Source organism: Priestia sp. YIM B13552 (genome assembly GCF_042787775.1).
In the GTDB taxonomy this organism is placed as follows: domain Bacteria; phylum Bacillota; class Bacilli; order Bacillales; family Bacillaceae_H; genus Priestia; species Priestia megaterium_E.
In genome coordinates this window covers 134,149-160,890 of record NZ_JBHZOU010000007.1, presented here as the reverse complement: position 1 = coordinate 160,890, position 26,742 = coordinate 134,149, and the positions used below count along the sequence as shown (strand labels likewise).

Sequence of the window (26,742 nt, the reverse complement as noted above, 5' to 3'; positions counted from 1 at the left end):
CATGTATTAGGCACGCCGCCAGCGTTCATCCTGAGCCAGGATCAAACTCTCCGAAGAAATGTTTGACTTGCTCAATTTAAAAAATAAAAATTAACGTTGACGTTTGTCGCTTTGTTCAGTTTTCAAAGTTCAACCGCCGCTCTTAAGCGACTTTTTAATCTTACCAGTTTATCTCTTTCTTGTCAACAACTTTTTTTAAGAAGTTTTTTCAAGTTCTTGATAAATTTAGTATCGCTCATTGGCGACGTATATAAATTTACCACGGATATTTTAAAGCGTCAATAGATTTTTTAAAATAAATCGTGTTTTTTTAGAAAAACCTTTTATCCAGGCTATAAAGTCATATGTCAGGGTATCTAAACGTCATAACCGCACCGTATCAGATACCCTTTATCCTCTCTATCATTTCGCCACATAGTGTCTATGGTACAAACTCTTTCCTTTGGTTTCTACTTTTTTTACCATAATGATATCTTTTTCAATTAAAAACTCAAGAAGTATTCCTAAATCAATAGCATAAGGGCGTATTTCGGGATGATGAACCAGTTCATTAAACGTCCATTCCTGCTTTTCACTTTTCATAATATGAACAAGATGCTTGGCACCCAATTCAGTTTTTTTATTTACTAGAAATTCACTCGCTAAGAAAAGCAGCTCTAAACGCTTGCTAACCTCTTCTTGGCTAATAATTAGCTCTTCGTAAAGACGATGAATTTCAGGTTCTATTTTTTTCACTTGGTTCCATACTGTCACTTCTGGGTGAAATCCATTTTCTAACACAGACAGTCGTGCTAAATGATGAAGAGCATGAATGACATGATTAAATGCATCTAAATAATGATTAGACGCATAAAAGTCTTTTCCTTCTTTAAATCGCCGAATCAATTTAGCAAACTCGACACCTATTCTCTTTGTCCGATCTTCTCTAGGAAAATCAATTAAGCGTTTCTTTAAGTTTTCCATATATTCGTTTCGATCAAATAGCACTTTACCATTTAAGATCCAATCAATAATACGGCGGTTCGTCCCATTCATAATCCATTCACTCATTTGCTGTTCAGAAGCCATATAAAGTGCCGCACGCTCATTTTCATATTCGTATTGTTTAATAAAAAGAGAAGTTTCTGTAGTTTTGGTCACAATAAATAAGATAGCATCCAAATTATCCGTCACTGGAGATTCTGATTTCTTTTTTTCAATCAGTAAAATACCTAGTGTGTCTTTATTGCTAGCTCTTTCTTGATATATTGGCCGTAAAACATCTTCCATTTTGAGCTCTCCTAACTGTAATAAACAAATATTTTTCAAAATTTTAAAGGCTATGGACTAAGATTTCTTTTTTTATTATATACGATGTATAACGGATATCCCACTCAGAATTATGGAAATCATTCAGAAAGCTCAAAAACCAACGATAATTTTCCGAAGATTCAATTTTTATCATCATTCACTGTCTCACTCTATGATATATTGGTAACAGGGGGGATACTGATGGGGATAAAGTATTCAAATAAAATTAACAAGATTCGCACGTTTGCACTCAGTCTGATCTTTGTTGGTTTCATTGTTATGTATGGGGGAATTTTCTTTCGGTCTTCAGTCTGGCTAATGACTATTTTTATGCTTTTGGGGTTGCTGTGCATCGTAGCCAGTACCGGCGTTTATTTCTGGATTGGCATGCTTTCTACAAAAGCGGTTCAAGTAACCTGCCCTACATGTCAAAAGCAAACAAAAATGCTAGGGCGCGTAGATATGTGTATGTATTGCAACGAGCCGCTTACGCTTGACCGGTCTCTTGAAGGAAAACAATTCGATGAAAAGTATAATAGAAAAAAACAAAAAGAAAGCTGATAGTATCACTACTATCAGCTTATTAATGCGCTTTTTTAGCCGTACAATCAGGACACGTTCCGTAAATTTCCATTCGGTGGTGACTAATATCAAAGTCAGTAATATGAGCAGCCAGCTTTTCTACTTCGTCTAAACCAGGATAATGAAAATCCACAATTTTTCCGCAGCTTTCGCAAATCACATGATAATGCTCTGTTGTAACATAATCAAACCGGCTTGATGCATCACCGTATGTTAGTTCCTTTACAATACCTACTTCGCGAAATACTCTTAAATTATTGTAAACGGTTGCTACACTCATATTTGGAAACTTACCTTCCAGCGCTTTATAAATATCATCTGCTGTTGGATGTGTCATGGAATTGATTAAATACTCTAAAATAGCATGACGTTGTGGTGTAATACGAACGCCAGTACCTTTTAACGTTTCAAGGGCTTCTTGTAAATGATTTGACACGTCATGCACCCCTCTTCTGTAAGTATTATTACTTTATAATTCTTATAATTAGTCTACATGTTTTACCCACGTTTTGTCAACTTGATGCCTATTCCTATTTTATGTAATAAGTAGAAGTTTTTCATATATTTTATGTAAAAAAAAGAAGTGTGGAAATCAATCCACACTTTTAAATATATTAACATCTGAGGAGGTATGCCCTACACTGATATTGTATGTTCAAAGACTAAAACTGCTCTGGTTATCTGCCTGTTTTTATGCCATTTTTTCTTTAATAAATGATAAAGCTTCTTCCACATGCCCTTTCACTCGAACCTTGCGATACTCTTTTACGAGCATTCCTTCTTTATCAATGATAAAAGTGGAGCGTTCAATGCCCATATATTCTTTTCCAAAGTTTTTTTTCAGTGTCCATACTCCGTACTCTTCAGCTACGCTGTGATCTTCATCAGCTAAAAGTAAGAATGGAAGGCCGTGCTTATCAATAAACTTATAGTGTTTGTCGATTGGATCCGGGCTCACTCCTAGAATCACCGCATCTAGCTCTTCAAAATTTTCATGCTGATCTCTGAAATCACAGGCTTCTGTTGTACAGCCTGGCGTCATATCTTTCGGATAAAAATACAGCACAACATTTTTGCCTTTCATCGACGCTAGTGATACTTGCTCTCCATTTGTAGACATCAATACAAAATCAGGTGCTTTTTCTCCAACTACAGCTGTCATATTTATCTTCTCCTTTACGCTTTTCATTTTCTTTGAATAGCGTACCCAATATTAGATAAGATGACAAGTTTAAGTGCGGGTAACAGTTCGCATCACGAAGATTGCAGGCATAATATAGCCGATAAACGCTTCAAAAGTTGCAAATAATTTCCCAATTCCAACCGGATACATATCTCCGTATCCTACTGAAAATAACGTTGCTGCGCTGAAATACATGCTGTTAAACAGCGTATAAAAATAATGACCTTCATGTTCAAACCCTCCGCTTAACACTGGAATACTCCCCATCTCACACACTGTATAAATAAGGCTAAATCCCAATAAAACTGTAATATATGAATAAAACAAGACAAAGAAGTGACCAATTGAGAAAAAATGAAATTCTCCAAGTTCTTTTTCAAAGAGAAACTTCATACTACCAATTACAAAAACAACGATAACGAGGATTAGAAAAATAACCATCATTCTACTCCTTTAATTTATACTCTATTACCACTATACGCGCGTTCTTGTCCATTCATTACTACTCCCAAGCCACGAAAAAGAGCAGGCATTTAATTGCCTGCTCCTCTGTATTTTTTGACACCTGTATTCCATAAGAAGATAGAGATTGTAAAAAAGATGATTCCCATTACTGGAGTTAAAAATGCATATCCGTACCATTCAGCTCTTCCTAGGAAATAAGCAGCTGGATATACGCCTACAAATGCAAAAGGAAGAATCCACGTTAAAACATAGCGGATGACATTATTGTAAATATCTACAGGATACCTTCCGTAGTTTCCAATATTATAAATAGTGGGCATAATAGAAGTTCTTGCATCCGACCAGAAGCCTATGCTTGCTAAGGCGATGAAAATTCCTGCGTATACAAGCGCTCCTCCCAAAATAAATAATAGAAAAATAAAAACATCATACCACTGGAAATGAAGATGTAAAGAAGACGCAGCGTAAGCCATTACGGCAATCCCTGTGACACCACCAAACAATGATTCTAGCTCCATTCGCTCCAAAATAACTTGAAACAAACTATGAATCGGCCGCGTTAAAATTCGGTCCATTTCTCCCTTAACAATGTAGCGCTCATTGAAATCCCAAATGTTAAAGAAAGACGAAAAAATAGCAAAAGGAACTAAAAAGAAACCATAAATAAAGATAATTTCCTCTCGTGACCATCCGTGCAGCGACTGAGTATGACCAAATACAACTAAAATAAAAATTAAGTTAACCGCTTGAAATAATAAGTCCGATATGATTTCAACTACCATGTCGGTACGATACTGAAGCCTTGTTTTCATATATTGACCAATGTACTGAAAGAAAATCGAAAAATAAAACATTTTCATAGACTACCCTCCTTGAATAACCATTTTTTTCTTCGCTATGTTCCACAAACATGCAATAGGGATAAATAGAAGTCCTGACCAAACTGCTTGTGTGATAAGAGCATTTATTACTTCCTGCCCTTTAAATCCATTTGTGAAAATCATGCTCGGAATATAACTAATGGCTTGAAAAGGGAAATAGCTCATAATATGTTGCGCCCAGAAAGGATAGAAACTGATGGGCAGAAGAAGTCCTGAAAACAAATCAATAACAACGCGCTTCGCTCGAATGAGTCCATCATTGTTAAAGAGAAAGAAAGTCGTAATACCCGTTAATAAATTAATTTGTGTATTGATAATGAAACTAAAAATTAAAGACAGTCCAAAATAAAGCCATGTTGCTGCATTTGCTGAGAACTGTACTGGAAATAAAAACGCGACAATAATCATGCCGGGCACTGAGAAAAACAGCACTCGAAAAATCCCTTCTCCCAGTCCTTGCATCGTTTTCATACCAAGGTAGCTGTATGGTTTAATTAACTCTACAGCCACTTTGCCATCTTTAATTTCCGTTGCCATTTCACGGTCAATGTTATTAAAGTAAAAGGCTCTGGCCATCCATGAAACGGCTACATACGTTGTCATTTGAGTAATGGATAAACCTTGAATATTCTCTTTTCCTCCATAAATAGCCGACCATAAAAAATAGTAAGCACCAATATTAATTGCATAAATCAATATTCCGCTGTAATAATTCGTCCGATACGCCAGCATCATTAAAAAGCGAATGCGTATCATCTCTATATATTTATCCATTCACAACACCTTCTTCATAAATGTTGCGGATAATTTCTTCCGTTGAAATTTCTTCAATGTTAATATCGCTGATTTCATGCTTTGCCACCACTTTAGCAATCAGCTGCGACATTAAGTCTCCTTTATTTTGAAGCTGCGCTGTCCACAAATATTTTTGATCACCTTCAATCCAGTTAACAGGCATTCCTTGCGTCAATAGCTTCAACTGCTCTTTATTTGGCGCAGTCCCAAATTCAAACGTAATCTGCTTAAGGTCGCCCCAGTTCGAACGCAGCTTTTGCAGCGATCCATCATAAATAATACTGCCTTCATCCAGCATTACAACGCGTTCACATAAAGCTTCAATATCTGCTAAATCATGTGTTGTAAGCAAAATCGTCGTGTTGTATTTTTCATTAATTTCTTTTAAAAATTGGCGGATTTTTAATTTAACTAGTACATCTAAACCAATCGTCGGTTCATCTAAAAATAGAAGCGGCGGATTATGAATGAGAGCAGCAGCCAGCTCACAGCGCATTCTTTGACCTAAAGAAAGCTTTCGCACCGGCTTATCTAGCAGCGGCCCGATATCTAACGTTTGAATAACGTGCTCCATATGAGCGTTATAATCTTCATCTGACACTTTGTATACTTTTTTTAACAGGCGAAAAGATTCTTGTACGGCAATATCCCACCACAGCTGAGAGCGTTGACCAAAAACTACCCCAATCGTTTGGGCAAACTTTTCTCTTTCTTTATGAGGGTTCATTCCATTTACGGTAATGTCGCCTGCAGTTGGAGTTAAGATCCCTGTTAGCATTTTGATTGTGGTTGATTTCCCCGCTCCGTTTTCTCCTATATACCCTACCATTTCCCCTTGTTTTACGGTAAACGAAATATCGTTCACAGCTTTCATGACTCTATAATTACGGGTAAATAAATCCCGGAATGCCCCTTTAAGGCCAGAGCGGCTAGAATAGGCTTTAAATTCTTTCCGAAGTTGATTCACCTCAATAGCATTTTTCATTGTATTCCCTCCGTTACGTCGACGTATTAGTGGTTTCTTTTATTGCTTCCGGCGCCCTTGCTAGCAACTCCTCCAAGAGACGAAGAACTATTTTCTAGCAGTTAGCTCACAAATTTCTATCATACACGTTCTCGAATGTTTTTCAAGAAACAAATAAGTTTGATAGAATAAAGAAGTTGAACTTTTCATTAGGAGGCATACTATGCAATTCACAAAATCAGAACAATTACACGCTGAAGCGCTCGAACATATTGTAGGCGGCGTTAACAGCCCTTCACGTTCATATAAAGCCGTAGGAGGCGGAGCGCCTGTTGCAATGGAGAAGGCAAGCGGAGCTTATTTCTGGGACGTTGATGGAAATAAATATATTGACTATTTAGCAGCTTATGGTCCTATTATTACAGGACACGCTCATCCTCATATCACGAAAGCTATTACAAAAGCAGCTGAAACAGGTGTTCTTTACGGTACTCCAACTGCTCATGAAGTCACATTTGCTAAAATGCTCAAAGAAGCGATGCCCGCATTAGATAAAGTGCGCTTCGTCAACTCTGGGACAGAAGCCGTTATGACAACGATCCGTGTAGCGCGCGCTTATACTGGACGCGATAAAATTATTAAATTTGCAGGTTGCTACCACGGCCATTCTGACCTTGTGTTAGTAGCAGCTGGATCTGGTCCTTCTACACTCGGCACTCCTGACTCTGCTGGTGTACCAAAAAGTATTGCTAACGAAGTCATCACAGTTCCTTTTAACGACATCGAGCCTTACAAGGAAGCATTAGAAAAATGGGGCGATCAAATTGCGGCTGTTTTAGTAGAACCAATCGTTGGAAACTTCGGAATTGTTGAGCCGGAACCTGGCTTTTTAGAACAAGTTAATGAATTAACTCACGAAGCTGGAGCACTTGTTATTTACGACGAAGTTATTACAGCGTTTCGCTTTATGTACGGTGGAGCTCAAGATTTACTTGGTGTAAAACCTGATCTCACTGCATTTGGAAAAATCATCGGCGGCGGCCTTCCAATCGGGGCTTACGGCGGTAAAAAAGAAATCATGGAAAAAGTAGCGCCGCTTGGACCAGCTTATCAAGCAGGTACAATGGCAGGAAACCCAGCTTCTATTCTTTCTGGGATTGCTTGCCTGGAAGTACTAAAGCAAGAAGGTGTTTATGAACAGTTGGATAAGCTAGGGGCGATGCTCGAAGAAGGTATTTTAAAACATGCTCGTACATATAACATGCCTATCACTATCAATCGATTGAAAGGCGCTCTTACTGTCTACTTTACAACAGAAACGGTCAAAAACTATGAACAAGCAGAAAATACAGACGGCGAATTATTTGCACGCTTCTTTAAACTAATGCTCCACCAAGGTGTCAACTTAGCTCCTTCGAAATATGAAGCATGGTTCCTTACTACAGCTCATACAGAACAAGATATTACCGACACATTAGAAGCAGTCGAAAAAGCATTTAAACAATTAAGTGAAGAACGCTAATTCTTATTCTAAAAAGGCTGCGATAAAAGGATTTTAGACGAAGTGAAAAACGAACCATTGATCAAGATGTTTGATTAGTGGTTCGTTTTTTTTGTTAGGGTAAACGTAGGTTTCATGTGTATAGGTCTTTCTAGCAGCTGATTGGAGGGCAAGTCGAAGACTCCTGCGGAAATCAACTGCTGTGTCACAAGCCATTCAGCTCATGTATCCCATTTGTTCGTCTTTGGATTGGATTTATTTCGTTATGTCTCGACCTCTTTTTCGTTTTACCTTTGGGTTTCCTTATAGAACATTCCCACCTTTCATAACCATTTCTTACGCGTCATCTCCTTTTTGTCAGCCTGTCGAAAAATCCCGAGAAATACCCTGATTTTTCTGCTTGTTTTCTCTTGATATCCATTCTTAAACCTTGTATAGTATGTTATTGTTTATATTATTTCCAACAGGTTATGTAATAAAGAAGGATTGATTTTTGCAATTTATCATTTGTTTTGGGGAACATTCTTCATAACGAAAAAACTTTTTTACAGAAAGGAACTACGAACGCACATGAAACTTGGTGCCCGCATCTTAAAAACGGGAATTGCCATTACACTTTCATTGTTATTAGGTGAATTTCTAAGTTTACCATCTCCAATATTTGCGGCAATTGCGGCAGTTTTTGCAATTCAACCGTCTATTTACAGATCTTACTTAACAATATTGGAGCAAATACAGGCGAATGTGATTGGAGCTGCTTCTGCAGTTTGTTTTGGACTTATTTTTGGTACCCATCCCATCATTATTGGTTTTACCGCTGTTGTTGTCATTGCAGTCAACTTAAAATTACGTATTAATAATACAATTGGGCTTGCGCTTGTGACAGTAATTGCAATCATGGAAAATCCAGGAGATAATTTCGTTGAATATGCACTTATACGCTTTGGTACAGTGTTACTTGGGGTATTCTCAGCATTTATTGTCAATCTTATTTTTATTCCGCCAAAGTATGAAACAAGATTGTATTATAAAATTGTAAGCACAACGGAAGAAATTATTAAATGGATTCGTATGAATCTTTATCACGCATCTGAGCACACATTGTTAAAAGAAGACATTGAAAAAATGAAAGACAATGTGGCTAAAATGAATCAAATCTTTGATTTTTACAAAGAAGAACGCACTTATTCAACCAAAAAACGTTTTGTTAAGTCACGCAAGCTCGTTTTATTTCGTCAAATGATTACCGTAACAACACGAGCTCTTACAACCTTGAAACTACTTCACCGAGTAGAAAATGATCTTCAAGTCATGCCGCAGCAATTTCAAGATTTAATCAAATCTGAAGTTGAGTGCCTGTTAATGTATCATGAGCAAGTATTATTAAAATTCATTGGGAAATTACGCGTACAGCCAACTACTACTGTACCAAACGAAGCCTGCGTTGGAAAACGAGCTTTAATCGATAAATTTATGCAGTACAAAATATACGATAATGATGAAGAGAATAAGGTTATTTATCATATCTTCCCTTTAATTTCTGTCATCATTGAGTATAGTGAAGAGTTAGAGCATCTTGATAAGCTGATTGATACGTTCCAAAACTATCACAAAGATGCTAACTCATTTGATATTAATCATCAGCGACAAGAAGATTAAAAACACCACCTATTGTTAGACAATAGGTGGTGTTTTTAAATTGTATCAAGCTGCTGAACGTTAAAGAGCTGATAATAATGACCTTTTTTCTTAATTAACTCCTCATGAGAACCTCGTTCGACTACTCTTCCATTTTCTAAAAGTACAATTTCATCAACATGAGTAATTGTAGATAAACGATGGGCTACAATGAAAGTCGTACGGTCTTTTGCTAGTTCAGCTAATGCTTCTTGAATATAGTGCTCACTTTCCAAATCTAGAGCTGAAGTGGCTTCATCAAAAATAAGAATAGCTGGATTTTTTAAAAATACGCGCGAAATGGAAATACGCTGCTTCTGTCCCCCTGATAGCTTCATTCCCCGCTCTCCCACTTTTGTATCATATCCTTCGGGCAAATTCATAATAAAATCGTGGGCATTTGCGGCTTTTGCCGCAGCAATTACTTCTTCATCTGTCGCTCCTGGCTTTCCAAGCAGTATATTGTTTTTAACCGTGTCACTAAACAACACCGTATCCTGCAGGACGATTCCAATCTTATCTCGCAGGCTGCGTACTTTATAGGTTTTGATATCAATGTCATCAATGAGAATTTTACCCTCTGTCACATCATAAAAGCGCGGAATTAAGCTGATAAGCGTGGATTTCCCTCCTCCGCTCATTCCAACAAACGCAACGGATTTTCCTTTTTCTACATCTAAATTAATATCATGAATCACAGGTTTTTCTTCTTCTTCATAAGCAAATGAAACGTGCTCAAACTGCACCTTTCCATGAAGCTCAGTGCATTCTTTTGCATCTTTCTTGTCTGTAATATCGTATTCTTCATCAATGAACTCAAACACCCGGTCCATAGATGCAACAGACTGCGTGAGCGTAGTCGATGAATTGACCAAGCGGCGAAGCGGATTATACAAGCGGTCAATATAGGCCACAAATGCTACCATCGTTCCTACGCTAAGACTTTCTGTGATGACTTGATATCCAGCAAATGTAATCACGATTAAAGGTGCCAAATCGGTAATGGTATTCACTACTGCAAATGTTTTTGCATTCCAATTCGTATGATTGATTGCTTTTTGTAGAAAATTTGAATTTTGCTTATCAAATTGCTTCTGCTCATGAGGCTCAATAGCAAAGCTGCGAATAACAGAGATCCCTTGAACCCTTTCATGTAAATGCCCCTGCACTTCCGCTAAAGCCTGCGAACGGACTCGTGTTAAATGGCGAAGACGACTGTAAAAATATTTTACAGAGAACGCATAAACCGGCAGCAAAATAATCGACACCAGTGTTAAAGGTACATTCATCGTAAACATAATCACAATGGCTATTACAATCGTCATCATATCAAGCCATACGTTCATTAAACCTGTGATAACAAAGTTTTTTGTTTGCTCTACATCATTAATGACTCGTGAAATCACTTCACCCGCTCGCGTATTTGCATAATAACGCAAGCTAAGCTTTTGAATATGGCTAAACAGCTGATCCCGTATATCATATAGTACTTTGCTCGATACCCACTGAGCATAATACTGCCTGTAATATTCAATGGGAGGTCTTAACACTAAAAATACAACAAACGAAATCCCCATAATCGTCACCATTTTATGAACTTTTTCAGAGGAGGACATGCCATGTCCATTTACGATATCGTCCAAAACATATTTCAAAAGCAGCGGAATTAATAAAGGAATAGCAAATTTAATAATACCAATTAATACAGTGCCGACAATTTGCCATTTGTATGGCTGTACAAACTTCATGTAGCGTCTTATACTTCCCATAAAATCTCCCCTTTCTATCTATGAGGGCAAGCTTTCTTAGTATATGTACACGCGTCGATTTTTTAGTGCTTTTATCTCTTCTAAAAGATGGTGAGCATAACGCCAAAAAGAACATTATATCAAACAGTCAGCTTTAGACGGCCTAACATAATGTTCTCTAGATCATTCATCAAGAATGCCGATATGTTAAAAAACGCTCATACCAAATGTCAATGAAATCTGGAGCAAACGGGCCTTTTCGCTGTCGAATCCAACCTTTTAACTCCTCGACGTGATTATGTAAAATACGGTCAATCACTTCTGGATAATTCATTTCTTTTCGATGCTTCTCATATTCATCTTCATCAAGAAGGGTGTATGTCATATCTGGATAGACTTTGATATCTAAATCATAATCAATATATTTGAGCGCTTCATTGTCATCATAAATGAACGGCGAACTGATATTGCAGTAATAATAAATTCCATCTTCACGGATCATCCCAATGACGTTAAACCACTGCTGAGCATGAAAATAACAAATTGCAGGCTCTCTTGTGACCCATGTTCGTCCATCTGATTCTGTAACGATCGTACGATCATTTCCTCCAATCACTAAGTTATTGGTTGCTTTTAATACGGTTGTCCGATCCCACACGCGATGAATATGTCCATTATGCTTGTAGCTGTGTATTTGAATTGTTTCTCCTTCCACCGGAATTCCCATCTCCAATACCTACTTTCATTTTAGCACTTAAAAAAATTCATATAACGTCTCCATTTGTCTTATGTTTATTATAACGGTTTCTCTCTCATTTTAACACAAATGTGCTAACCTTCTTGAGTTCAAAAAAGCCACTCCCCCTACTTTTCCTTTGCTTGGCAGCCTTAAAAAAGAGAGGAAGTGACACATCAATGTTCATTAAGCAAGTGTAGAGCAAGCCCCTTCACTTTTATATGTACGAATAATGTCTTCGGTTTGTGCTTCAAACGTCAATTGAATCTCTTTTAATTTTAGCTTCATTTCACTAATTTCATCTTGCACAGAATGAAGTTTTGCTTCTTCATGAAGTTTTATTAGTTCACCTTCGATTTCCTGACAGCGCTCAATCTCAGACTGCAAAAACAGAAGTTGATCCATGGTCTCCAATTGTTGAGTCACTAGCTGATCAAATTTTTTCATACGATAGCTCCTCCCTATTTGCCTTAACCATACACGCGGCACTTCTGTTAACATTCTGTTTAGGTGAGACAGATTCCTTTGACGAGTTGTGTAAAGTTTCAAGAAGTTTTGTCATACTTTGTTGCTTTTTATATAAGAAAAAGCGAACTTAACATCGCCGTATGAAAGACGTTAAGTTCGCTTTTGGTATTAACCTTGGTATTTACCAGAGTTTTGGTTTTTCTTTGCTTGAGCTTGTGCGTTTTGTTGTCTCACTTCTTGAGCACTTGTTTCGCTAGCAAATTCAGTACCGAAGTTGTTTTTAGATGCTTGAGCATTTTGGCTTTTGTTTGCCGCTGCTTGAGCATTTTGTTGTTTCACTTCTTGTACATTTGTTTCGCTACCAAATTCAGTACCGAAGTTGTTTTTAGATGCTTGAGCATTTTGTTGTTTCACGTGTTGTGTGCTTGTACCAGATGCTGTTTTGTTTGTTTGTTTTGCCATTGTAATCACCTCCACGAAAATTAATATGCCCGGGAGGTAAATAGGGTATGCAAACTTTTTTCAGTATTTTAAGGCACGAGCACAAAACACATTTACCTTACATTAAAAGTGAACGCCCTCCGTCAATAATAAGCGTTTGACCGCAAATCATATTTGCTTGATCGGACACTAAGAACATAACTGCATCTACCATGTCTTTTGGCTCCACCATACGACCAGCTGGAGTATGCTTGCGTGCATCATCTAGAAGCTCATCGCGATTTGGGAAATGTTTTAATGCCTCTGTATCCACAGCCCCTCCAGAGACAGCATTTACCACAATATTCTTTGGAGCCAGCTCCACTGCTAAATAGCGTGTCAACGCTTCTACAGCAGCTTTTGACACGCCTACTGTTGTATAATTTTCTAAGTAGCGAATAGACCCAAGCGAACTGATGGTAACAATCTTTCCTCCGCCTACTTTTTCCATACGTTTAGCCGCTTCTTGTGCACAGAATAAATATCCTTTGCTGTTAATATCCATTGTCCAGTTCCAGTGAGTTTCTTCCAATTCCATAATAGGACGTAGAACTCCTGACGCTGCATTACTTACAAATACGTCTAAGCGACCGAATACTTCATCAATTTGCTCAAACATTTCTTTAATTTTTTCTACTTTTCCTACGTTTGCTTTAACAACTAATGCTTCTCTGCCTAGCGCTTTGATTTCTTCTGCTACTTCCTGCGCTGCACTTTTGCTTCGTGCATAGTTTAATACAATATCGTATCCTTCTTTAGCCAGACGTAAGGCAATTTCTTTACCAATACCTCTGCTGCTTCCCGTAACTAGTGCTACCTTTTGTGACATGATGTCATCTCCCTTATGTATCGTATTATCTTTACATTGTACTGATTTTATCGCATAAGAAACAAGTAATATAGAGAAAATAGATAAAACTTGATGAAATGAATGAGGTGAATAGAATGTATGTAGGTAGAGACATGACGGCTCTTTCAATGATTTCTAAAAGCGAGTGGAAAGACAGCGAGCTTGCGTTTTTCCATCACTCTTTACAGCAAATGACGCCGTATTTAAATGCTGAAGGACAAAGTATTCATCAGCAAATTATTAAAGAAATTGAAGCACGGGGCGGGCTACAGCGCCACGAAGCAGATTATACACACGGCACGCATGTATCATATGATTAAATAAAAAGAAGCGCGGAGTTTATCCACGCTTCTTTTATTTAACAAGTACATATTCTTTTAAGATTTTTTGATGGGAAACAGGAAATGCATATTGTTCTAAATCTTTTTCAGAAACCACTTTCAAATTTTTTAATGCACTGATATCACTTGCAAGCTCTGCTTCATATACTGTGATGTTCCAGACGATATGAGAAAACACGTGCTGAATTGTGGTAAACGGCGCATGAATTTTAATATCGGCTCCGTACTCATTTTGAATAAATGCCTGAAGCTGCTGATGATCTGGCGCTATACTAAGATCTACTTCTATATTTGGAAATTCCCATAGGTTAGCTAAAAGTCCTTTGCTTGGACGTTTATGAATCAGATAATTTCCTTCCTCGTCTCTAATCACCGCTGCAGCAAGCTGAAGAGCACGCGGCGCTTTTTTCTTTGATTTGACAGGAAGCTCATTCTGCACTCCTTCTTCAAACGCGCGGCAGTGTTCGCGAACTGGACATAACAAACAGGAAGGAGAAGTTGGTGTACAGACAATGGCACCAAGTTCCATCATGCCCTGATTGAAATAGGAAGGATTATCTTTTGAAATAATTTCATGCACGATATCTTCAAACAGCTTTCTTGTTTTCGGTTTTGCAATATCATCCCAAACGGATAAAATGCGCGATAGCACACGCATGACATTTCCATCTACAGCAGGCTGCGGCACTCCGTATGCAATACTTAAAATGGCTCCTGTTGTATAAGGGCCTACTCCTTTTAGTTTGGAGATTTCTGCTGGCGTATTTGGAACTTCTCCCCCGTATTGTTCGTGAACTTCTCGAACGGCGGTTTGTAAATTACGGGCACGGGAATAATAACCTAACCCTTCCCATGCTTTTAACACATCATCTTCATTCGCATAAGCTAAATCTTTGATAGTGGGAAATTTACTAATAAAATTATTAAAATACGGAATGACCGTATCTACTCTCGTTTGTTGAAGCATAATTTCAGATACCCACACTTTATAAGGGTCCTGATCTTGACGCCAAGGTAAAATGCGCTGTTCCTGTTCAAACCAAGAGATTAAGTCATCTTGAAATGCTCGAATATCGAAATTTTGTACAATATCTTTACTTTGTTTCACGTCATAGCCTCCGAGGTATTAACTATACATATACAATGTGTTGCTTTTTGAATCTTAGTAACTTTATGATAACCTTATAACAACTACAAATATGAATAGTAAAATGAATTGTTCAAATAATGAATAAAAACAGCTAATTTGCTGCGTTAGTAATAAAGCGAAATTTTTCGCCCTAAATTAAGCTTCCATGCTGAATTAGGATACTCTAAGATTGTCATTTTACAAAGGAGGAGTTCGCTCTGGATACTGGTACACACATTGCAATGGGAATCGCTTTAGGCGGCCTTGCAACATTAGACCCCACTGTATCTGCGAATACAGCCACAATGGATGCTGTAATGATTGGCGTAATGGCCGGGTCATTAGCACCTGATTTAGACACTGTTTTAAAGTTGCGAAACAATGCACAGTATATCCGCAATCACCGTGGAATTACACATTCTATCCCGGCTGTTATTTTATGGCCTTTGCTTATCGTGCTCATTCTTTCGCTTCTGCTGCCAGGAGCTAACTTGCTGCATCTCTGGATGTGGACCTTTGCAGGCGTCATTATTCACGTTTTTGTTGATATCTTTAACGCTTATGGTACGCAAGCTTTACGGCCTTTCACAAATAAATGGATTGCGCTTGGCGTAATCAACACGTTTGATTACGTGATTTTCTCAGCTCACGTACTCGCGATTTTAATCTGGTTTATTGGAGCAGAGCCAGGACCAACATTTATTACGTTGTATGTGTTATTGGCGTTTTACTATGGATTGCGCTTTTATATGCGCCACCAAATTGCCAAGAAGCTTCGAAAACAGTTTCCTGATGTTATCAAGCTCAATATCTCTCCTACAATGCGTTTCACTCACTGGCACTTAGCTGTGACGACCGAAAAGTATTTTCATGTAGGAAGAGCAATCGGAGAAGAAATTTTTATTTATGATACGTTTGATAAAGTTCCAATTCCCGAATCAGCCGTAATTGAAGTAGCGAAAAAAGATGAAAATTTATCTGCTTTTCTTTCATTTTCACCTATTTATAGATGGGAACTGGATGAATATAACGACCACATTGAAGTGCGCTTTATTGATTTACGCTACCGCAGCAAGGATTACTATCCATTTGTAGCCGTGGTCCAGCTTGATTATGATTTAAATATCATTTGTTCGTACACAGGTTGGATTTTCAGTGAGAAAAAATTGCGTAAAAAGCTTGATTATCTCCCGCACTAATCATAACAAGAACAAATATGAAACCCAAAAACGAACCGTCTGCTCAAGACGGTTCGTTTTTATTTAATGTTTTAAATAGTCATCGTTATTCAACAAATGCTGATATTTAGGGTTTTTGACCGCGATTTCATGAAGCTTATCACCGTAGCTGTTAATATACATCGTAACAACCTTTTCCGTCGCTTCTTTCCCTTTATAATCATATCCGGCTTTTGCGTAAGATGACTCAAAATCTTCCCAGAAAAGCTCGACCCACGTGCGTGCTTGAGCATATGAGAGCGAACTGTTTTTATTTAAGAGCTGATTCGTTAATCTTTCAAATATATCGTTCATAAGAACACCTCGATTACCAAAATTCTTTATGAGTATGTTTGCACTTTTAACTTACACTATAAATGCGGAGTTATTCACTCCCTCATGTACTATATCATAACCGCAACGCTTTCTGTTGTAAAAGGAGAGGTATCGATGCGCAATAAAGCAAAAGATTTTACAAACCAACATCATACTAAGCTTGAAGGCGAACCTCGAGCAAAAGCTGAGTACGCTTCAAAACGTGCAAATGGAACGATTAACACGCATCCTCAAGAACGTATGCATGCTTCTAATGAGCGTGAAGAATAACCGCTTGCTTTACGTTTAAAAATAGAGTGAATATAGAAATCAAACAAGCAGCACACTTCGTGCTGCTTGTTCATCCCGTTATTTTTTCAACATGGAAATAGGCAATGCCTCTTCGTTATGCGGTGAGCCAAGCCTAAATCCCCACGCAAAAACTCCGTTCATATAATCAATTTTAAAATATGAACCCGGATCTCCTTGAATTTCATATACTTCCCCTGCTTTAAACGTTTCGGGATCCAATAAATACGACCTAGCCATTGTTACTTTTCTTTCTAATACTGCATACTCATTGACCATGCCAAGCTGTTCAGCTTTTCGTGCTTTTTCTTGAAGAGACCCAATTTCTTGTTGAAGTTCATACGTCGTCATATCGCTGTAACGTTTTTCAGACATGCTGTTTTCCCCCTTGTTTGCTTTCATTTTATTATAACAAAAGGTATAACTAAAGGGAGACTATGAAAAGGGAGTTTTGGGAATGAAAACAGTGCTAATCACGGGCGGTTCGACGGGTCTTGGAAAAGAACTCGCTAAACTTTACGCAAAAGACTACAACGTCATTCTAGCTGGACGCAATCAACATAAATTAAAAGAGGCGCAGCATGAGCTAAGCGACAACGTATATACGATGTCTGTAGATATTACAAAGTATGAAGAAGTAGGAAAATCTGTAGAAAAACTGCTGATGCAGCATTCAGTAGATATCCTTATCAACAATGCAGGCATTGGACATTTTGGTCCTTTGACGGATTATACAAAACAAGCCATCGATGAAGTCATCGATACAAATGTAAAAGGAACTATTTTTTTAACACAAGCGCTTATGCCTCATCTCTTAACGAGACCTGAACCTAAAGTGATGAATATCATTTCAACTGCAGGACTTCGCGGGAAAGCTAATGAAAGCGTCTATGTGGCAAGTAAGTTTGGCGTAAGGGGATTTACAGAAAGTTTAAAAGTGGAGTATCAAGATACTAACCTTCATGTGATTGCAGCTTACATGGGAGGCATGAATACCCCTTTTTGGGATCACAACAACCACATTAAAGATAAAAGCCGATTGCGCTCGGCTTCAGAAATTGCTGAGATTATTTATAAACAGCAGAATGACTCAGAAGATATTTTGTTTTAAAAAAGAGTGAAACATAACTGCATTAATCTAAAGATAAACACATGAAGTTTACGTTTGCCATCTCAATGAAAAAATCCGAACGAGTTGGATTCTCCATCAAGAATCTCGATTCATCGTTCGGATTTCCCTTCAACTAACATACTTTTGTCCTGCCTTTATTCCTCTTCAATAGAATCTAGAAATGATTGAATTTGGTCAATAGAGAATCCTTTTCTATAAAGAGCCTGCTTCATTTTTTGCTGATATTCCCAGCCTTCATACTTTGAAAAACGACGATGAGCTTTCATTCCTTGGTATTGCAGAGCTTCCCATGCCTCATCGCTTTCTTTTTCTGTATTCGTGCGCTGAAATGCTTCTTGAATAATAGAAAATGAATAGCCCTTCACTGCCAATGCTTGTTCCATTTTTTGTTTCATCATTACCTGAGATAATTTTTTATACTTTCCTTTTAACTTTTCAATTAATTTCACAGCAGTTTGAATTTGCTGTTCTTCGGGGTATTCACATAAACTAAGGGTAATAATGGAATCAAAAATTCCCTTTTCTTTTAATTCTCTTTGAATCACATTTGGTCCTTTTGATGTCGTGTTCATCTGAGTTAACACAAATGCTTTGGCAAACTCTTCATCATTTAAATAACGGTGGCTGACTAATTTCTGAATAACTTGTTGAATAATAGTAGAGTTAATTTCTTTTTTCTTTAAATAATCATGTACCTCTTTTTCAGAGCGCATTCGATAAGATAAGTAAGTGATCGCTAAATTATAAGCTTTCTTCTCATCATCTGCGTACTGAATTTCCGTTAATTCAAATTCATCAAGCTCACGACCTTTTTTCAAGTCATATTTGATGAGGACATTTTCGTCAACACCAAAGCCAAACTCTTCACCTTTACCGTAATCTAAATACACATTATAACGTTCACCGCTATTCTTTTGCGTTGTGATCTTTGTGACAACAGGCATACACCTTCACCTCATATTTCTTATTAAATTGATGGCTGAAGAACCGCCAAACGTATCATACACATTTTTATTTATCTCAACAAAGGAGGAAGTTCGTATGAAAATTGTTATTGCTGGAGGAACTGGATTCGTAGGTAAAGCTTTAACAAAACATTTTTTAACACAAAAACATTATGTATATATTTTAACACGCAATGCAGATAAAGCTGCAAGAGATCCGAAACTTAAATATGTAGAATGGATGCAAGAAAACAGCCAACCTGAAGAGCATGTAGAAGGAGCAGACGTTTTTATCAATTTAGCTGGCGTTTCACTTAACAGCGGCCGCTGGACGGACGAGCGCAAAAAAGCCATTGTGGAAAGTCGCCTTTCTTCTACTCAAGAAATCCTTCGTATTATGGCTGCCTTACCCGAAAAACCTTCCCTTTATGTAAATGCAAGCGCAGTTGGTTATTACGGGACATCGACTACAGAAACGTTCACAGAAGCTTCTCCATCCATCGGCACGGACTTTTTAGCTGAAACGGTAAAAAAATGGGAAAATGAAGCGCTAAAAGCGATGGAACTCAATATTCGTACTGTTTTAACAAGGTTCGGCGTTATATTAGGCAAAGATGGCGGGGCACTCCCTTCTACTGCCCTTCCTTATAAATTATTTGCAGGAGGGACAGTTGGTTCGGGAGAGCAGTGGATGTCTTGGGTGCATCTTCAAGACGTCGTCAAAATTATTGATTATTGCATTCATACCGAACAAATAGAAGGACCTGTTAATGTAACTGCTCCAAACCCCGTTCAAATGAAAGAGTTTGGAAAGACGATTGGAAAAGTGTTGAATCGTCCTCACTGGATGCCCGTACCTAGCTTTGGCCTTCAGCTGCTGATGGGAGAAATGAGTATGATTATTTTGAAAGGACAGCGCGTTTTACCTGAAAAATTGATTCAACAGAATTACATTTTTACATATACTGTATTAGAAGATGCATTGCGAGATTTACTCTAGTTATTTTCTGATATTTACCTAAAACAGGTGACTAAGCTGCCGATAGATAGGAGCATCCTTTATGAAAACCATTCTCTTGAAAAATGCAACGCTCTATCCTATTACGTCAAAACCTATTTATAATAGTGATGTGCTCATTCAAGATGGAAAAATTGTTTTAATTGGGCCAAACTTGCAGCCTCCTCTTCAAGTAGAAGTTATTGACTGCAAACAGCGCTATTTATTCCCTGGATTTATTGATGTTCATACACATCTAGGACTATATGATGAAGGAACCGGCTGGGCCGGAAATGATGCTAACGAAACAATCGAGCCTATGACTCCCCATATCCGAGCTTTTGACAGCGTACATCCTTTAGATCCTGGGTTTAAAGATGCCATTGAAGCGGGTATTACGTCTGTACACATTATGCCTGGAAGTGCAAATGTGATCGGAGGCACAACGTCCGTTATTAAAACAGCCGGAACAAGTATTTCTCAGATGTTGATTCAAGAGACAGCTGGACTTAAGATTGCGCTAGGAGAAAATCCAAAACGAATCCACAGCCATGGCAATAAAGAATCCATTACACGAATGGGTATTATGGGGATGCTGAGAGAAGCCTTTTATCATGCAAAAAGCAGTGACAATAAAGATGATTTGCGAATCAAACCACTCATTCAAGCACTGAATAGAGAGATTCCCGTTCGAATTCATGCTCACCGAGCCGATGATATTCTATCAGCTCTGCGCTTAGCAGATGAATTTAATTTAGACGTTCGTATTGAACACTGCACAGAAGGGCATTTAATTGCTAAAGAGCTAGGGGGAAGAAACTTAAAAGTAAGCGTGGGACCAACTTTAACACGCCGCTCAAAGGTTGAACTGAAGAATAAAACGTGGAAAACCTATCAAGCTCTCTGCAATGAAGGAGTAGAAGTTTCCATTACAACAGACCATCCTTATACGCCCATTCAGTACTTAAATATTTGTGCATCCATTGCCGTACGTGAAGGGCTCGAAGAACAAAAAGCATTAGAAGGCATCACGATTGCTGCTGCTCGGAATCTCCGTATTGATCAGCGAATTGGCAGTATCGAAGCAGGAAAAGACGCTGATTTGGTGCTATGGAGCCATCATCCTTTTCACTACTTAGCAAAGCCTATTTTTACGATGATAAATGGTAAAATATTATTTAAAAAAAATTAACATTTTACCTATTTTCTTTTTTTATTTTTTTTAGTATGATACGTTTAGAAGCATGTGAATTTCACAAAAGCATAAACATCACACGTTGACTTTTTATGTTTGTTGACTTGTAATGGGAAGGCAAATGGTGCGCCACCAGGTAACTGGTTCTAGTGGGTTCGATTCCCACCCCGAAATTTTTTTAATTATTAAAAAATTTCGAGGGTGGGGACTTGATTGGAGTCTGTATATACCCTCGATCAGGAGGGAAAAGTTATGTTAAAAAAACGTGACCTAAATGACTGTCAATCTCTATACGAACTCATGGTACATCCTGATGTCTTCCCTTTTGTTCGTCATAAAGCCCATTCCTATGAAGAATTTTTATTTGTGACTAAACAAACGATGGAAGCAGAAGATCATGGAGAAATCATTTCTCGCACGATTTTAGACGAATGGGGTAACCCTATCGGCACCATTAATTTATTTGATGTACAGGACCAAGCTGGTTTTTTAGGCACTTGGCTTGGCAAACCGTTTCATGGAAAAGGATATAATCAAATTGCAAAAGAAGCGTTCTTTAATGAACTGTTCTTTGAGTTAAATATAGAGCGAATTTTTATGCGAATTCGTAAAATCAATATCAGGTCTATTAAGGCTGCAGAAAAACTGCCTTACGCAGTACTTGCGAATGAAACACACAAAGCTTTATACGATGAAATTAATCAACATGAAGACGTATATGATTTATACGAAATTCCAAAAGACTTGTATACATTATACTACTTGCGTCACGAACAAGATGTTCAAGAAGATCACCAGCTTAAAGAAGCGTAAGAGTCTCTCCGTGTAACGGAGAGCTTTTTTTTATGATTAAAAACGAGAGATTCTGGAAAAAATAAGTAGCATGATCGAAAAACGTTAATTGGAGGGTTTTTTATGTCTGAAAAAAAACGAAAAGAAAACGCAAAAAATACGTTAAGTAGCGCTCAAGAAATCTATTACGGCCGCGAGTTTAAAAAAGCAGACCGTGCAGGCGGCTACACGAAAAAATAAGTGAGGCAAAACATCTCTATCCAACGCTTGATCATCCCAACGTCCTTTCTGTACAGTTTGTATCGGAAGGACGTTTTTATATTATGTAAAAATAATAACACGAAGATTTCAAGCGTATGATTTACGTTTTTTTAATACTCTACTATATCCACAAAGTTTACCCACAATTATGTGGATAATGTGTATAACTTTATTGAATATGCATATTACCGCTTTCATAACTTGAAATAACAGTGGGTAATTTTTATGTAAATTTTCTGAAAAAATGTGAATAGTGTGGATAAAGTTGTGAATATCCTATATAATTCAGCAGTTAACTGCTTGTTAACCTGTGGATATCTTCTTTAGTACTTTCATTGATTTTAGTACCATCAAGGCTTTTGATATATTATAAGTATAATAATAAAAAGTAGGGGAACTCCCCCTACTTTTTTATGATTGGAAACAATATATCCACACTTGTTCCTTTATCTAACTGACTAGAAAACGTCATCTGCGCGTGGTGAGCTTTAATAATCCGATAGCTGACCATCAGTCCTAAACCTGTACCTTTTTCTTTTGTACTATAAAAAGGCTCACCTATCTTCGCTAACCGTTCAGGAGGAATACCCTGTCCTTCATCAGCAAGCTGCAGCCAAAGGTGGTTTTCTTTTACCTTAGTCGTAATATGAATAGCTCCTCCTTCAGGCATTGCTTCGATAGAATTTTTAATAATATTAATAAATACTTGTTTTAACTGATTTTTATCTCCATACACCCTTGGTAACTGGTCGTCTCTTTCAAATATGAAAGCTACTTCCCTTTCTACTGCTTCAGGTTCAAGAAGTGAGCACACTTCTTGAACAAGCGCTTGCATATTCAAAGATTCAACCTTCATTACCTGAGGTTTTCCTAACATCAAAAATTCTTCTACTATTCCATTCATTCGCTCTAATTCAGTTTCCATAATATCTATATACAAAGCATCTTTAGGATGTTGTTCTTTTAATAAGTGAACAAAGCCTTTTAAAGAAGTTAAAGGATTTTTGATTTCATGAGCCACTCCAGCTGCAAGTTCTCCTACCACGGCAAGCTTCTCAGAAGTTCTAAGCTTCTCTTCTGCCTTTTTACGCTCCGTAATATCTGTCGATACGCACAGCATTTGAATCACTTCCTGTTTTTCATTCATAATAGGAAGTTTTGCTGTTTCGACCCAGCGCCGGTTTCCTTTCGAATCTTTAAACTGTTCTTCTAATACCATCCCTTTTTGGGTACAGTTTGAAAACGCCCCTTTATATAAAAGATCTGATTGGAGGTTGAACTGATATTTATCAATTGATTGTCCAATTAAGTCATCAGATTTTTCACCTAAGAGCATCGCAAAAGATTCATTAACGAGAATGAATTCCCTTTTTTGATTGATAGCATAAATATAGCTTGGATTAATGTCAATAACTTGTCTTAAAAACGTTTTTTGTTCCTGCAGCTGATTTTCTTTTTGCTGTAAATTTGCTTTAGAATGGCGTATATAGCTAATCATTTCATTAAACTGTTTAGATAAAATACCGATTTCGCCCCGCTCAATTTCTCGTTCCGGAATTTTTTGATTAAAATTCCCGCGCGCTACTTGTCCCGCCAATTCATATAGTTTATGAATAGGATTCACAATTTGCCTCGCATATAACGCAGTAAAAAAAGAAAGCAGTAAAATCGTAACGCCTGAAACGATCCAAAGAGTTTTTTCAAACATTTCATAAGGCCTGTAAATTTCTTCAACGGGTAATTCAGCGACAATTCCCCAATCCAAAACAGGAATATATTCGAAAGACGCAAAGAAATACTTACCTTCGGTGTTCACCACGCGCTGATATCCTGATTTATGATTCATCGTTTTCTGAACGATTTCATTTTTCTTGGCATTTTCACCGATTCTCTGTTTCTCTGGGTGGGAAATAATTCTACCATTGCGGTCTACGATAAATGTATAGCCGTTCTCTCCTATATCAAACGTTTGAAAGATGGATTGAAAACTTTTATTTTCTTCAATTCGCAGCGCTAAATTTACAACCTTTTTTACATTTTGCTGCCCATCCAAAATAGGAATCGCCATCACCACAATGTAGTGCTTTGTATCTGCTGAAACGACATCGCTTAAATATATTTTTTTGGTTCGCAGCGCTTCTTGAAAATATTTTCTTTTACTTAAGTTCACATGTTTCATATTTTTTAAATCATTCGGGTAATAATGCTCAACATACCCTTTTACATTAAAAATGGTTCCGCTATCGATATACGGTGAAATATTAACTATTTTCTGCAATTCTTTGTCTATTTCTTGTTCATCATCCGATAAAAAAATAGGATCTTGCTGTACCTCGTCGCCTAGGCTCCAAATATCTTTAATCACGACGTTAATTTGCTCTTTCATTCTCTTGACGGTTTTATCAGTTACCTGTCGATATTGATCTTGAGAAATATTAGGCAGCATCACTCTTGAAACAATAAACATTAGCGTTAATATGGTACAAATAAGAAGCACGTTAATCGTGAAGATTTTCCAAAACGTATGAGATTTAAACCATTTCATGTTTGTTCACCTTAATCTAATGAAGTCTACCTTCATTGTACTCCAAAATGAAGACTTTTCCATATAAATGACGGAATTCCATCTTTAGACATAGAAGAAAAGCAATTTGTTCTACATTCCTATCAGAAAACTATGAGCTTTCTCACTGTGTTTTCTGTTAGAACAACTTTTAGTTTTCTTCTATAAACTTTGCTTCCTGCATTTTATTCATGCAGTAGAAATCAATTATTTATCCTCCACTAAAAAGACCTCATCACGGAGTGATGAGGTCAGAAGTTTACTATATTCTTTTATAAAAAATTATGGTTGTTTCCTGCTGATTTTCTAGCCTTTAAAGATTTATTTATTTTCCCCTTCTAGTCCAGTAAAAAATAAATAAGAGAATAAACCAAACGGGCGTCAACAATAAGGCTGGGCGCGTCGCGTCAGAAAACAGCATAATAACAAGAATCACCGCAAACAATGCTAACACAACATAGTTTATAAATGGTGTTAACGGTGCTTTGAATGCTGATGCTGCATGCAGCTGCGGACGCGACTTTTTATACCTTAGATGGCAAATAAGAATGATACTCCACACCCAAATAAAACAAATAGCGCTAATGGTCGTTACGATGCCAAAAGCTTGGTCTGGTATAAGCTTGCTTAAAAGAGCTCCCGCTGAGATGACCACCGTAGATACAAATAATCCGTTGCTTGGTACGTGATTTTTATTCAGTTTTGCAAACTTAGATGGCCCTTGGTCATTTTTACTTAAATTATATAAGATACGGCTTGTTGAAAACATCCCGCTATTACAAGCAGAAGCGGCTGAAGTTAATACAACAAAATTAATAATTCCAGCAGCAAGCGGAATTCCGACTAAACTAAAGGTTTTAACAAATGGGCTTTCTGCTGCATTTAATTCCATCCACGGGTTAATAAATAAGAGGACGATAAGCGCTCCAACATAGAAAAATAAGATTCGCAGCGGAATTTTATTAATGGCCGATGGAATATTTTTTTGGGGATTTGATGTTTCTGCTGCCGATACCCCTACCAACTCAACCCCGACGTATGCGAATATAACCATTTGGAATGAAAGTAAGAAACCTGAAACCCCATTTGGAAACAGTCCTCCGTGATTCCAAAGGTTTTGAACAGTAACGGATCCCGCGTCTGTTTTAAATCCCATTACCAGCAAAATAACGCCAATAATAATTAACGCAAGAATCGTAATAACCTTTATTAAAGCAAACCAAAACTCTAATTCTCCAAATAATTTTACGGTTAATAAGTTAAGCCCTAATAAAATGATTACACAAATAAGTGCAGGAATCCACTGAGGAATATTGAACCAATATTTCACATATACACCAACGGCAATGACATCAGCCATAGCTGTCATGATCCAGCAAAACCAGTACGTCCATCCGGTGACAAATGAAGCCCACGGTCCAAGGTACTCTTCAGCAATATCTGTTAGTGATTGATAACCTGCTTTAGAAAGCAGTAGTTCTCCTAACGCTCTCATCACAAAGAAAAGCGCAATACCAACAATTAAATAAGCAAAGATGATAGAGGGACCCGCAAGCTGTATGGCTTTACCAGAACCTAAAAACAAGCCCGTACCAATGGTTCCCCCAATCGCAATTAGCTGAACATGACGATTGGATAAATCCCTCTTTAATTCTCGTTGTTCCAACTCTAACTCCTCCTAACAATAAAACCTTTGATGCGATCGTGCGGACTACAAATAAAGTCCAATAAAAAAAGAGATTGGATGCGCTCCAATCTCATGGTCATAAGAATAACAAATATTAAGGCACAGGCTACCAATTAGTAACACGCCAAATAAATATCCGGTACTCTTCTGTCCTTTTGCCTGAGATTGTGAACCCTTCGGCGTCGCGAAACTCTCGCGATCTCTCCAGAAGCTGCTCCTGCTATAGTGTGATCCATAGCA

The 26,742-nt window shown here is 37.6% G+C and carries 29 protein-coding genes and 1 riboswitch; of the genes, 11 read left to right on the top strand and 18 right to left on the bottom strand.

Features of this window, described 5'->3' with window-relative positions:
- Positions 1-402 precede the first annotated feature (402 nt).
- Positions 403-1,269 (bottom strand): nucleotidyltransferase-like protein, encoded by an 867-nt coding sequence (locus ACFX40_RS23485; RefSeq protein WP_013055174.1) that lies wholly within the window; start codon positions 1,267-1,269, stop codon positions 403-405.
- 222 nt (positions 1,270-1,491) lie between these two features.
- On the opposite strand from ACFX40_RS23485, the gene ACFX40_RS23480 reads away from it, so the two are divergent.
- Entirely contained in the window at positions 1,492-1,851 is a 360-nt protein-coding gene (locus ACFX40_RS23480) for a YgzB family protein (protein ID WP_014461817.1), read from the top strand.
- 22 nt (positions 1,852-1,873) lie between these two features.
- On the opposite strand, the gene perR is transcribed toward ACFX40_RS23480, so the two are convergent.
- The 6 genes from perR to ACFX40_RS23450 all read right to left on the bottom strand — a co-directional run bounded on the left by perR (position 1,874) and on the right by ACFX40_RS23450 (position 6,181).
- Positions 1,874-2,308, bottom strand: coding sequence for a peroxide-responsive transcriptional repressor PerR (gene perR / locus ACFX40_RS23475; protein ID WP_013055172.1), 435 nt, complete (start codon positions 2,306-2,308; stop codon positions 1,874-1,876).
- Positions 2,309-2,563: 255 nt separating this feature from the next.
- On the bottom strand, positions 2,564-3,034 hold the full coding sequence (gene bcp, locus ACFX40_RS23470; protein WP_060746136.1) for a thioredoxin-dependent thiol peroxidase: 471 nt from the start codon (positions 3,032-3,034) through the stop codon (positions 2,564-2,566).
- Positions 3,035-3,103: 69 nt separating this feature from the next.
- Positions 3,104-3,496: an ion channel gene (locus ACFX40_RS23465; RefSeq protein ID WP_028410112.1), complete on the bottom strand. Its 393-nt coding sequence runs from the start codon at positions 3,494-3,496 to the stop codon at positions 3,104-3,106.
- A gap of 92 nt (positions 3,497-3,588) precedes the next feature.
- A complete protein-coding gene (locus ACFX40_RS23460; protein WP_028410113.1) occupies positions 3,589-4,374 on the bottom strand; it encodes an ABC transporter permease in 786 nt (261 codons plus the stop codon).
- Between the two features lie 9 nt (positions 4,375-4,383).
- Positions 4,384-5,175 carry an ABC transporter permease gene (locus tag ACFX40_RS23455; RefSeq protein ID WP_028410114.1) on the bottom strand — a complete coding sequence of 264 codons (792 nt, stop codon included), beginning with the start codon at positions 5,173-5,175 and terminating at the stop codon, positions 4,384-4,386.
- Entirely contained in the window at positions 5,168-6,181 is a 1,014-nt protein-coding gene (locus ACFX40_RS23450; protein WP_028410115.1) for an ABC transporter ATP-binding protein, read from the bottom strand. Before ACFX40_RS23450 ends, ACFX40_RS23455 begins: the two co-directional genes overlap by 8 nt.
- 202 nt (positions 6,182-6,383) lie before the next feature.
- Between ACFX40_RS23450 and ACFX40_RS23445 the strand changes: the two genes are divergently transcribed.
- Both ACFX40_RS23445 and ACFX40_RS23440 read left to right on the top strand, forming a co-directional pair.
- A complete protein-coding gene (locus ACFX40_RS23445) occupies positions 6,384-7,682 on the top strand; it encodes a glutamate-1-semialdehyde 2,1-aminomutase (RefSeq protein WP_028410116.1) in 1,299 nt (432 codons plus the stop codon).
- A 549-nt stretch (positions 7,683-8,231) separates the two neighbouring features.
- The gene (locus tag ACFX40_RS23440) at positions 8,232-9,320 is read left to right on the top strand and encodes an FUSC family protein (RefSeq protein WP_013081550.1); all 1,089 of its coding nucleotides are present in this window, start codon (positions 8,232-8,234) and stop codon (positions 9,318-9,320) included.
- Positions 9,321-9,355: 35 nt separating this feature from the next.
- On the opposite strand, the gene ACFX40_RS23435 is transcribed toward ACFX40_RS23440, so the two are convergent.
- From ACFX40_RS23435 to fabL, 5 genes are all read right to left on the bottom strand, one after another.
- Positions 9,356-11,107, bottom strand: coding sequence for an ABC transporter ATP-binding protein (locus ACFX40_RS23435; protein WP_016762869.1), 1,752 nt, complete (start codon positions 11,105-11,107; stop codon positions 9,356-9,358).
- A 169-nt stretch (positions 11,108-11,276) separates the two neighbouring features.
- Positions 11,277-11,813 (bottom strand): nucleoside tri-diphosphate phosphatase, encoded by a 537-nt coding sequence (gene ntdP / locus ACFX40_RS23430; protein WP_028410117.1) that lies wholly within the window; start codon positions 11,811-11,813, stop codon positions 11,277-11,279.
- A gap of 195 nt (positions 11,814-12,008) precedes the next feature.
- The gene (locus tag ACFX40_RS23425; protein WP_013081548.1) at positions 12,009-12,269 is read right to left on the bottom strand and encodes a YgaB family protein; all 261 of its coding nucleotides are present in this window, start codon (positions 12,267-12,269) and stop codon (positions 12,009-12,011) included.
- A gap of 189 nt (positions 12,270-12,458) precedes the next feature.
- Complete coding sequence (locus ACFX40_RS23420) at positions 12,459-12,752, bottom strand: gamma-type small acid-soluble spore protein (RefSeq protein ID WP_013055161.1); 294 nt, start codon at positions 12,750-12,752, stop codon at positions 12,459-12,461.
- A gap of 97 nt (positions 12,753-12,849) precedes the next feature.
- Positions 12,850-13,599 (bottom strand): enoyl-[acyl-carrier-protein] reductase FabL, encoded by a 750-nt coding sequence (gene fabL / locus ACFX40_RS23415; protein WP_013055160.1) that lies wholly within the window; start codon positions 13,597-13,599, stop codon positions 12,850-12,852.
- A 116-nt stretch (positions 13,600-13,715) separates the two neighbouring features.
- Between fabL and ACFX40_RS23410 the strand changes: the two genes are divergently transcribed.
- Positions 13,716-13,940 (top strand): hypothetical protein, encoded by a 225-nt coding sequence (locus ACFX40_RS23410; protein ID WP_014461827.1) that lies wholly within the window; start codon positions 13,716-13,718, stop codon positions 13,938-13,940.
- Positions 13,941-13,974: 34 nt separating this feature from the next.
- Here ACFX40_RS23410 and mutY read toward each other — a convergent pair whose 3' ends face one another.
- Entirely contained in the window at positions 13,975-15,069 is a 1,095-nt protein-coding gene (mutY, locus tag ACFX40_RS23405) for an A/G-specific adenine glycosylase (RefSeq protein WP_028410119.1), read from the bottom strand.
- Between the two features lie 239 nt (positions 15,070-15,308).
- Between mutY and ACFX40_RS23400 the strand changes: the two genes are divergently transcribed.
- On the top strand, positions 15,309-16,289 hold the full coding sequence (locus tag ACFX40_RS23400) for a metal-dependent hydrolase (protein WP_028410120.1): 981 nt from the start codon (positions 15,309-15,311) through the stop codon (positions 16,287-16,289).
- Between the two features lie 63 nt (positions 16,290-16,352).
- Here ACFX40_RS23400 and ACFX40_RS23395 read toward each other — a convergent pair whose 3' ends face one another.
- Positions 16,353-16,622, bottom strand: a complete 270-nt coding sequence (locus tag ACFX40_RS23395; protein ID WP_013055156.1) for a YfhJ family protein — start codon at positions 16,620-16,622, stop codon at positions 16,353-16,355.
- Positions 16,623-16,757: 135 nt separating this feature from the next.
- On the opposite strand from ACFX40_RS23395, the gene ACFX40_RS23390 reads away from it, so the two are divergent.
- Positions 16,758-16,913 carry a small, acid-soluble spore protein K gene (locus ACFX40_RS23390; protein ID WP_016762865.1) on the top strand — a complete coding sequence of 52 codons (156 nt, stop codon included), beginning with the start codon at positions 16,758-16,760 and terminating at the stop codon, positions 16,911-16,913.
- A 78-nt stretch (positions 16,914-16,991) separates the two neighbouring features.
- On the opposite strand, the gene ACFX40_RS23385 is transcribed toward ACFX40_RS23390, so the two are convergent.
- The gene (locus ACFX40_RS23385) at positions 16,992-17,306 is read right to left on the bottom strand and encodes a YfhH family protein (RefSeq protein ID WP_028410121.1); all 315 of its coding nucleotides are present in this window, start codon (positions 17,304-17,306) and stop codon (positions 16,992-16,994) included.
- Between the two features lie 82 nt (positions 17,307-17,388).
- Between ACFX40_RS23385 and ACFX40_RS23380 the strand changes: the two genes are divergently transcribed.
- Complete coding sequence (locus tag ACFX40_RS23380) at positions 17,389-18,042, top strand: SDR family NAD(P)-dependent oxidoreductase (protein WP_028410122.1); 654 nt, start codon at positions 17,389-17,391, stop codon at positions 18,040-18,042.
- 155 nt (positions 18,043-18,197) lie between these two features.
- Here ACFX40_RS23380 and recX read toward each other — a convergent pair whose 3' ends face one another.
- Positions 18,198-19,007, bottom strand: coding sequence for a recombination regulator RecX (recX, locus tag ACFX40_RS23375; protein ID WP_377256483.1), 810 nt, complete (start codon positions 19,005-19,007; stop codon positions 18,198-18,200).
- Between the two features lie 97 nt (positions 19,008-19,104).
- On the opposite strand from recX, the gene ACFX40_RS23370 reads away from it, so the two are divergent.
- From ACFX40_RS23370 to ACFX40_RS23355, 4 genes are all read left to right on the top strand, one after another.
- A complete protein-coding gene (locus tag ACFX40_RS23370) occupies positions 19,105-20,007 on the top strand; it encodes a TIGR01777 family oxidoreductase (RefSeq protein WP_050688500.1) in 903 nt (300 codons plus the stop codon).
- Between the two features lie 61 nt (positions 20,008-20,068).
- Positions 20,069-21,196: an amidohydrolase gene (locus ACFX40_RS23365; RefSeq protein WP_028410125.1), complete on the top strand. Its 1,128-nt coding sequence runs from the start codon at positions 20,069-20,071 to the stop codon at positions 21,194-21,196.
- A gap of 255 nt (positions 21,197-21,451) precedes the next feature.
- Positions 21,452-22,012: a GNAT family N-acetyltransferase gene (locus tag ACFX40_RS23360; RefSeq protein ID WP_013055149.1), complete on the top strand. Its 561-nt coding sequence runs from the start codon at positions 21,452-21,454 to the stop codon at positions 22,010-22,012.
- 102 nt (positions 22,013-22,114) lie between these two features.
- Positions 22,115-22,231: a YfhE family protein gene (locus ACFX40_RS23355; protein ID WP_013055148.1), complete on the top strand. Its 117-nt coding sequence runs from the start codon at positions 22,115-22,117 to the stop codon at positions 22,229-22,231.
- A gap of 424 nt (positions 22,232-22,655) precedes the next feature.
- Here ACFX40_RS23355 and ACFX40_RS23350 read toward each other — a convergent pair whose 3' ends face one another.
- Together ACFX40_RS23350 and ACFX40_RS23345 are read right to left on the bottom strand one after the other, a co-directional pair.
- Entirely contained in the window at positions 22,656-24,797 is a 2,142-nt protein-coding gene (locus ACFX40_RS23350; protein ID WP_028410126.1) for a PAS domain-containing sensor histidine kinase, read from the bottom strand.
- Between the two features lie 343 nt (positions 24,798-25,140).
- A complete protein-coding gene (locus tag ACFX40_RS23345) occupies positions 25,141-26,481 on the bottom strand; it encodes an amino acid permease (protein WP_098248801.1) in 1,341 nt (446 codons plus the stop codon).
- A 158-nt stretch (positions 26,482-26,639) separates the two neighbouring features.
- Positions 26,640-26,720: riboswitch (glycine riboswitch) on the bottom strand.
- Positions 26,721-26,742 lie beyond the last annotated feature (22 nt).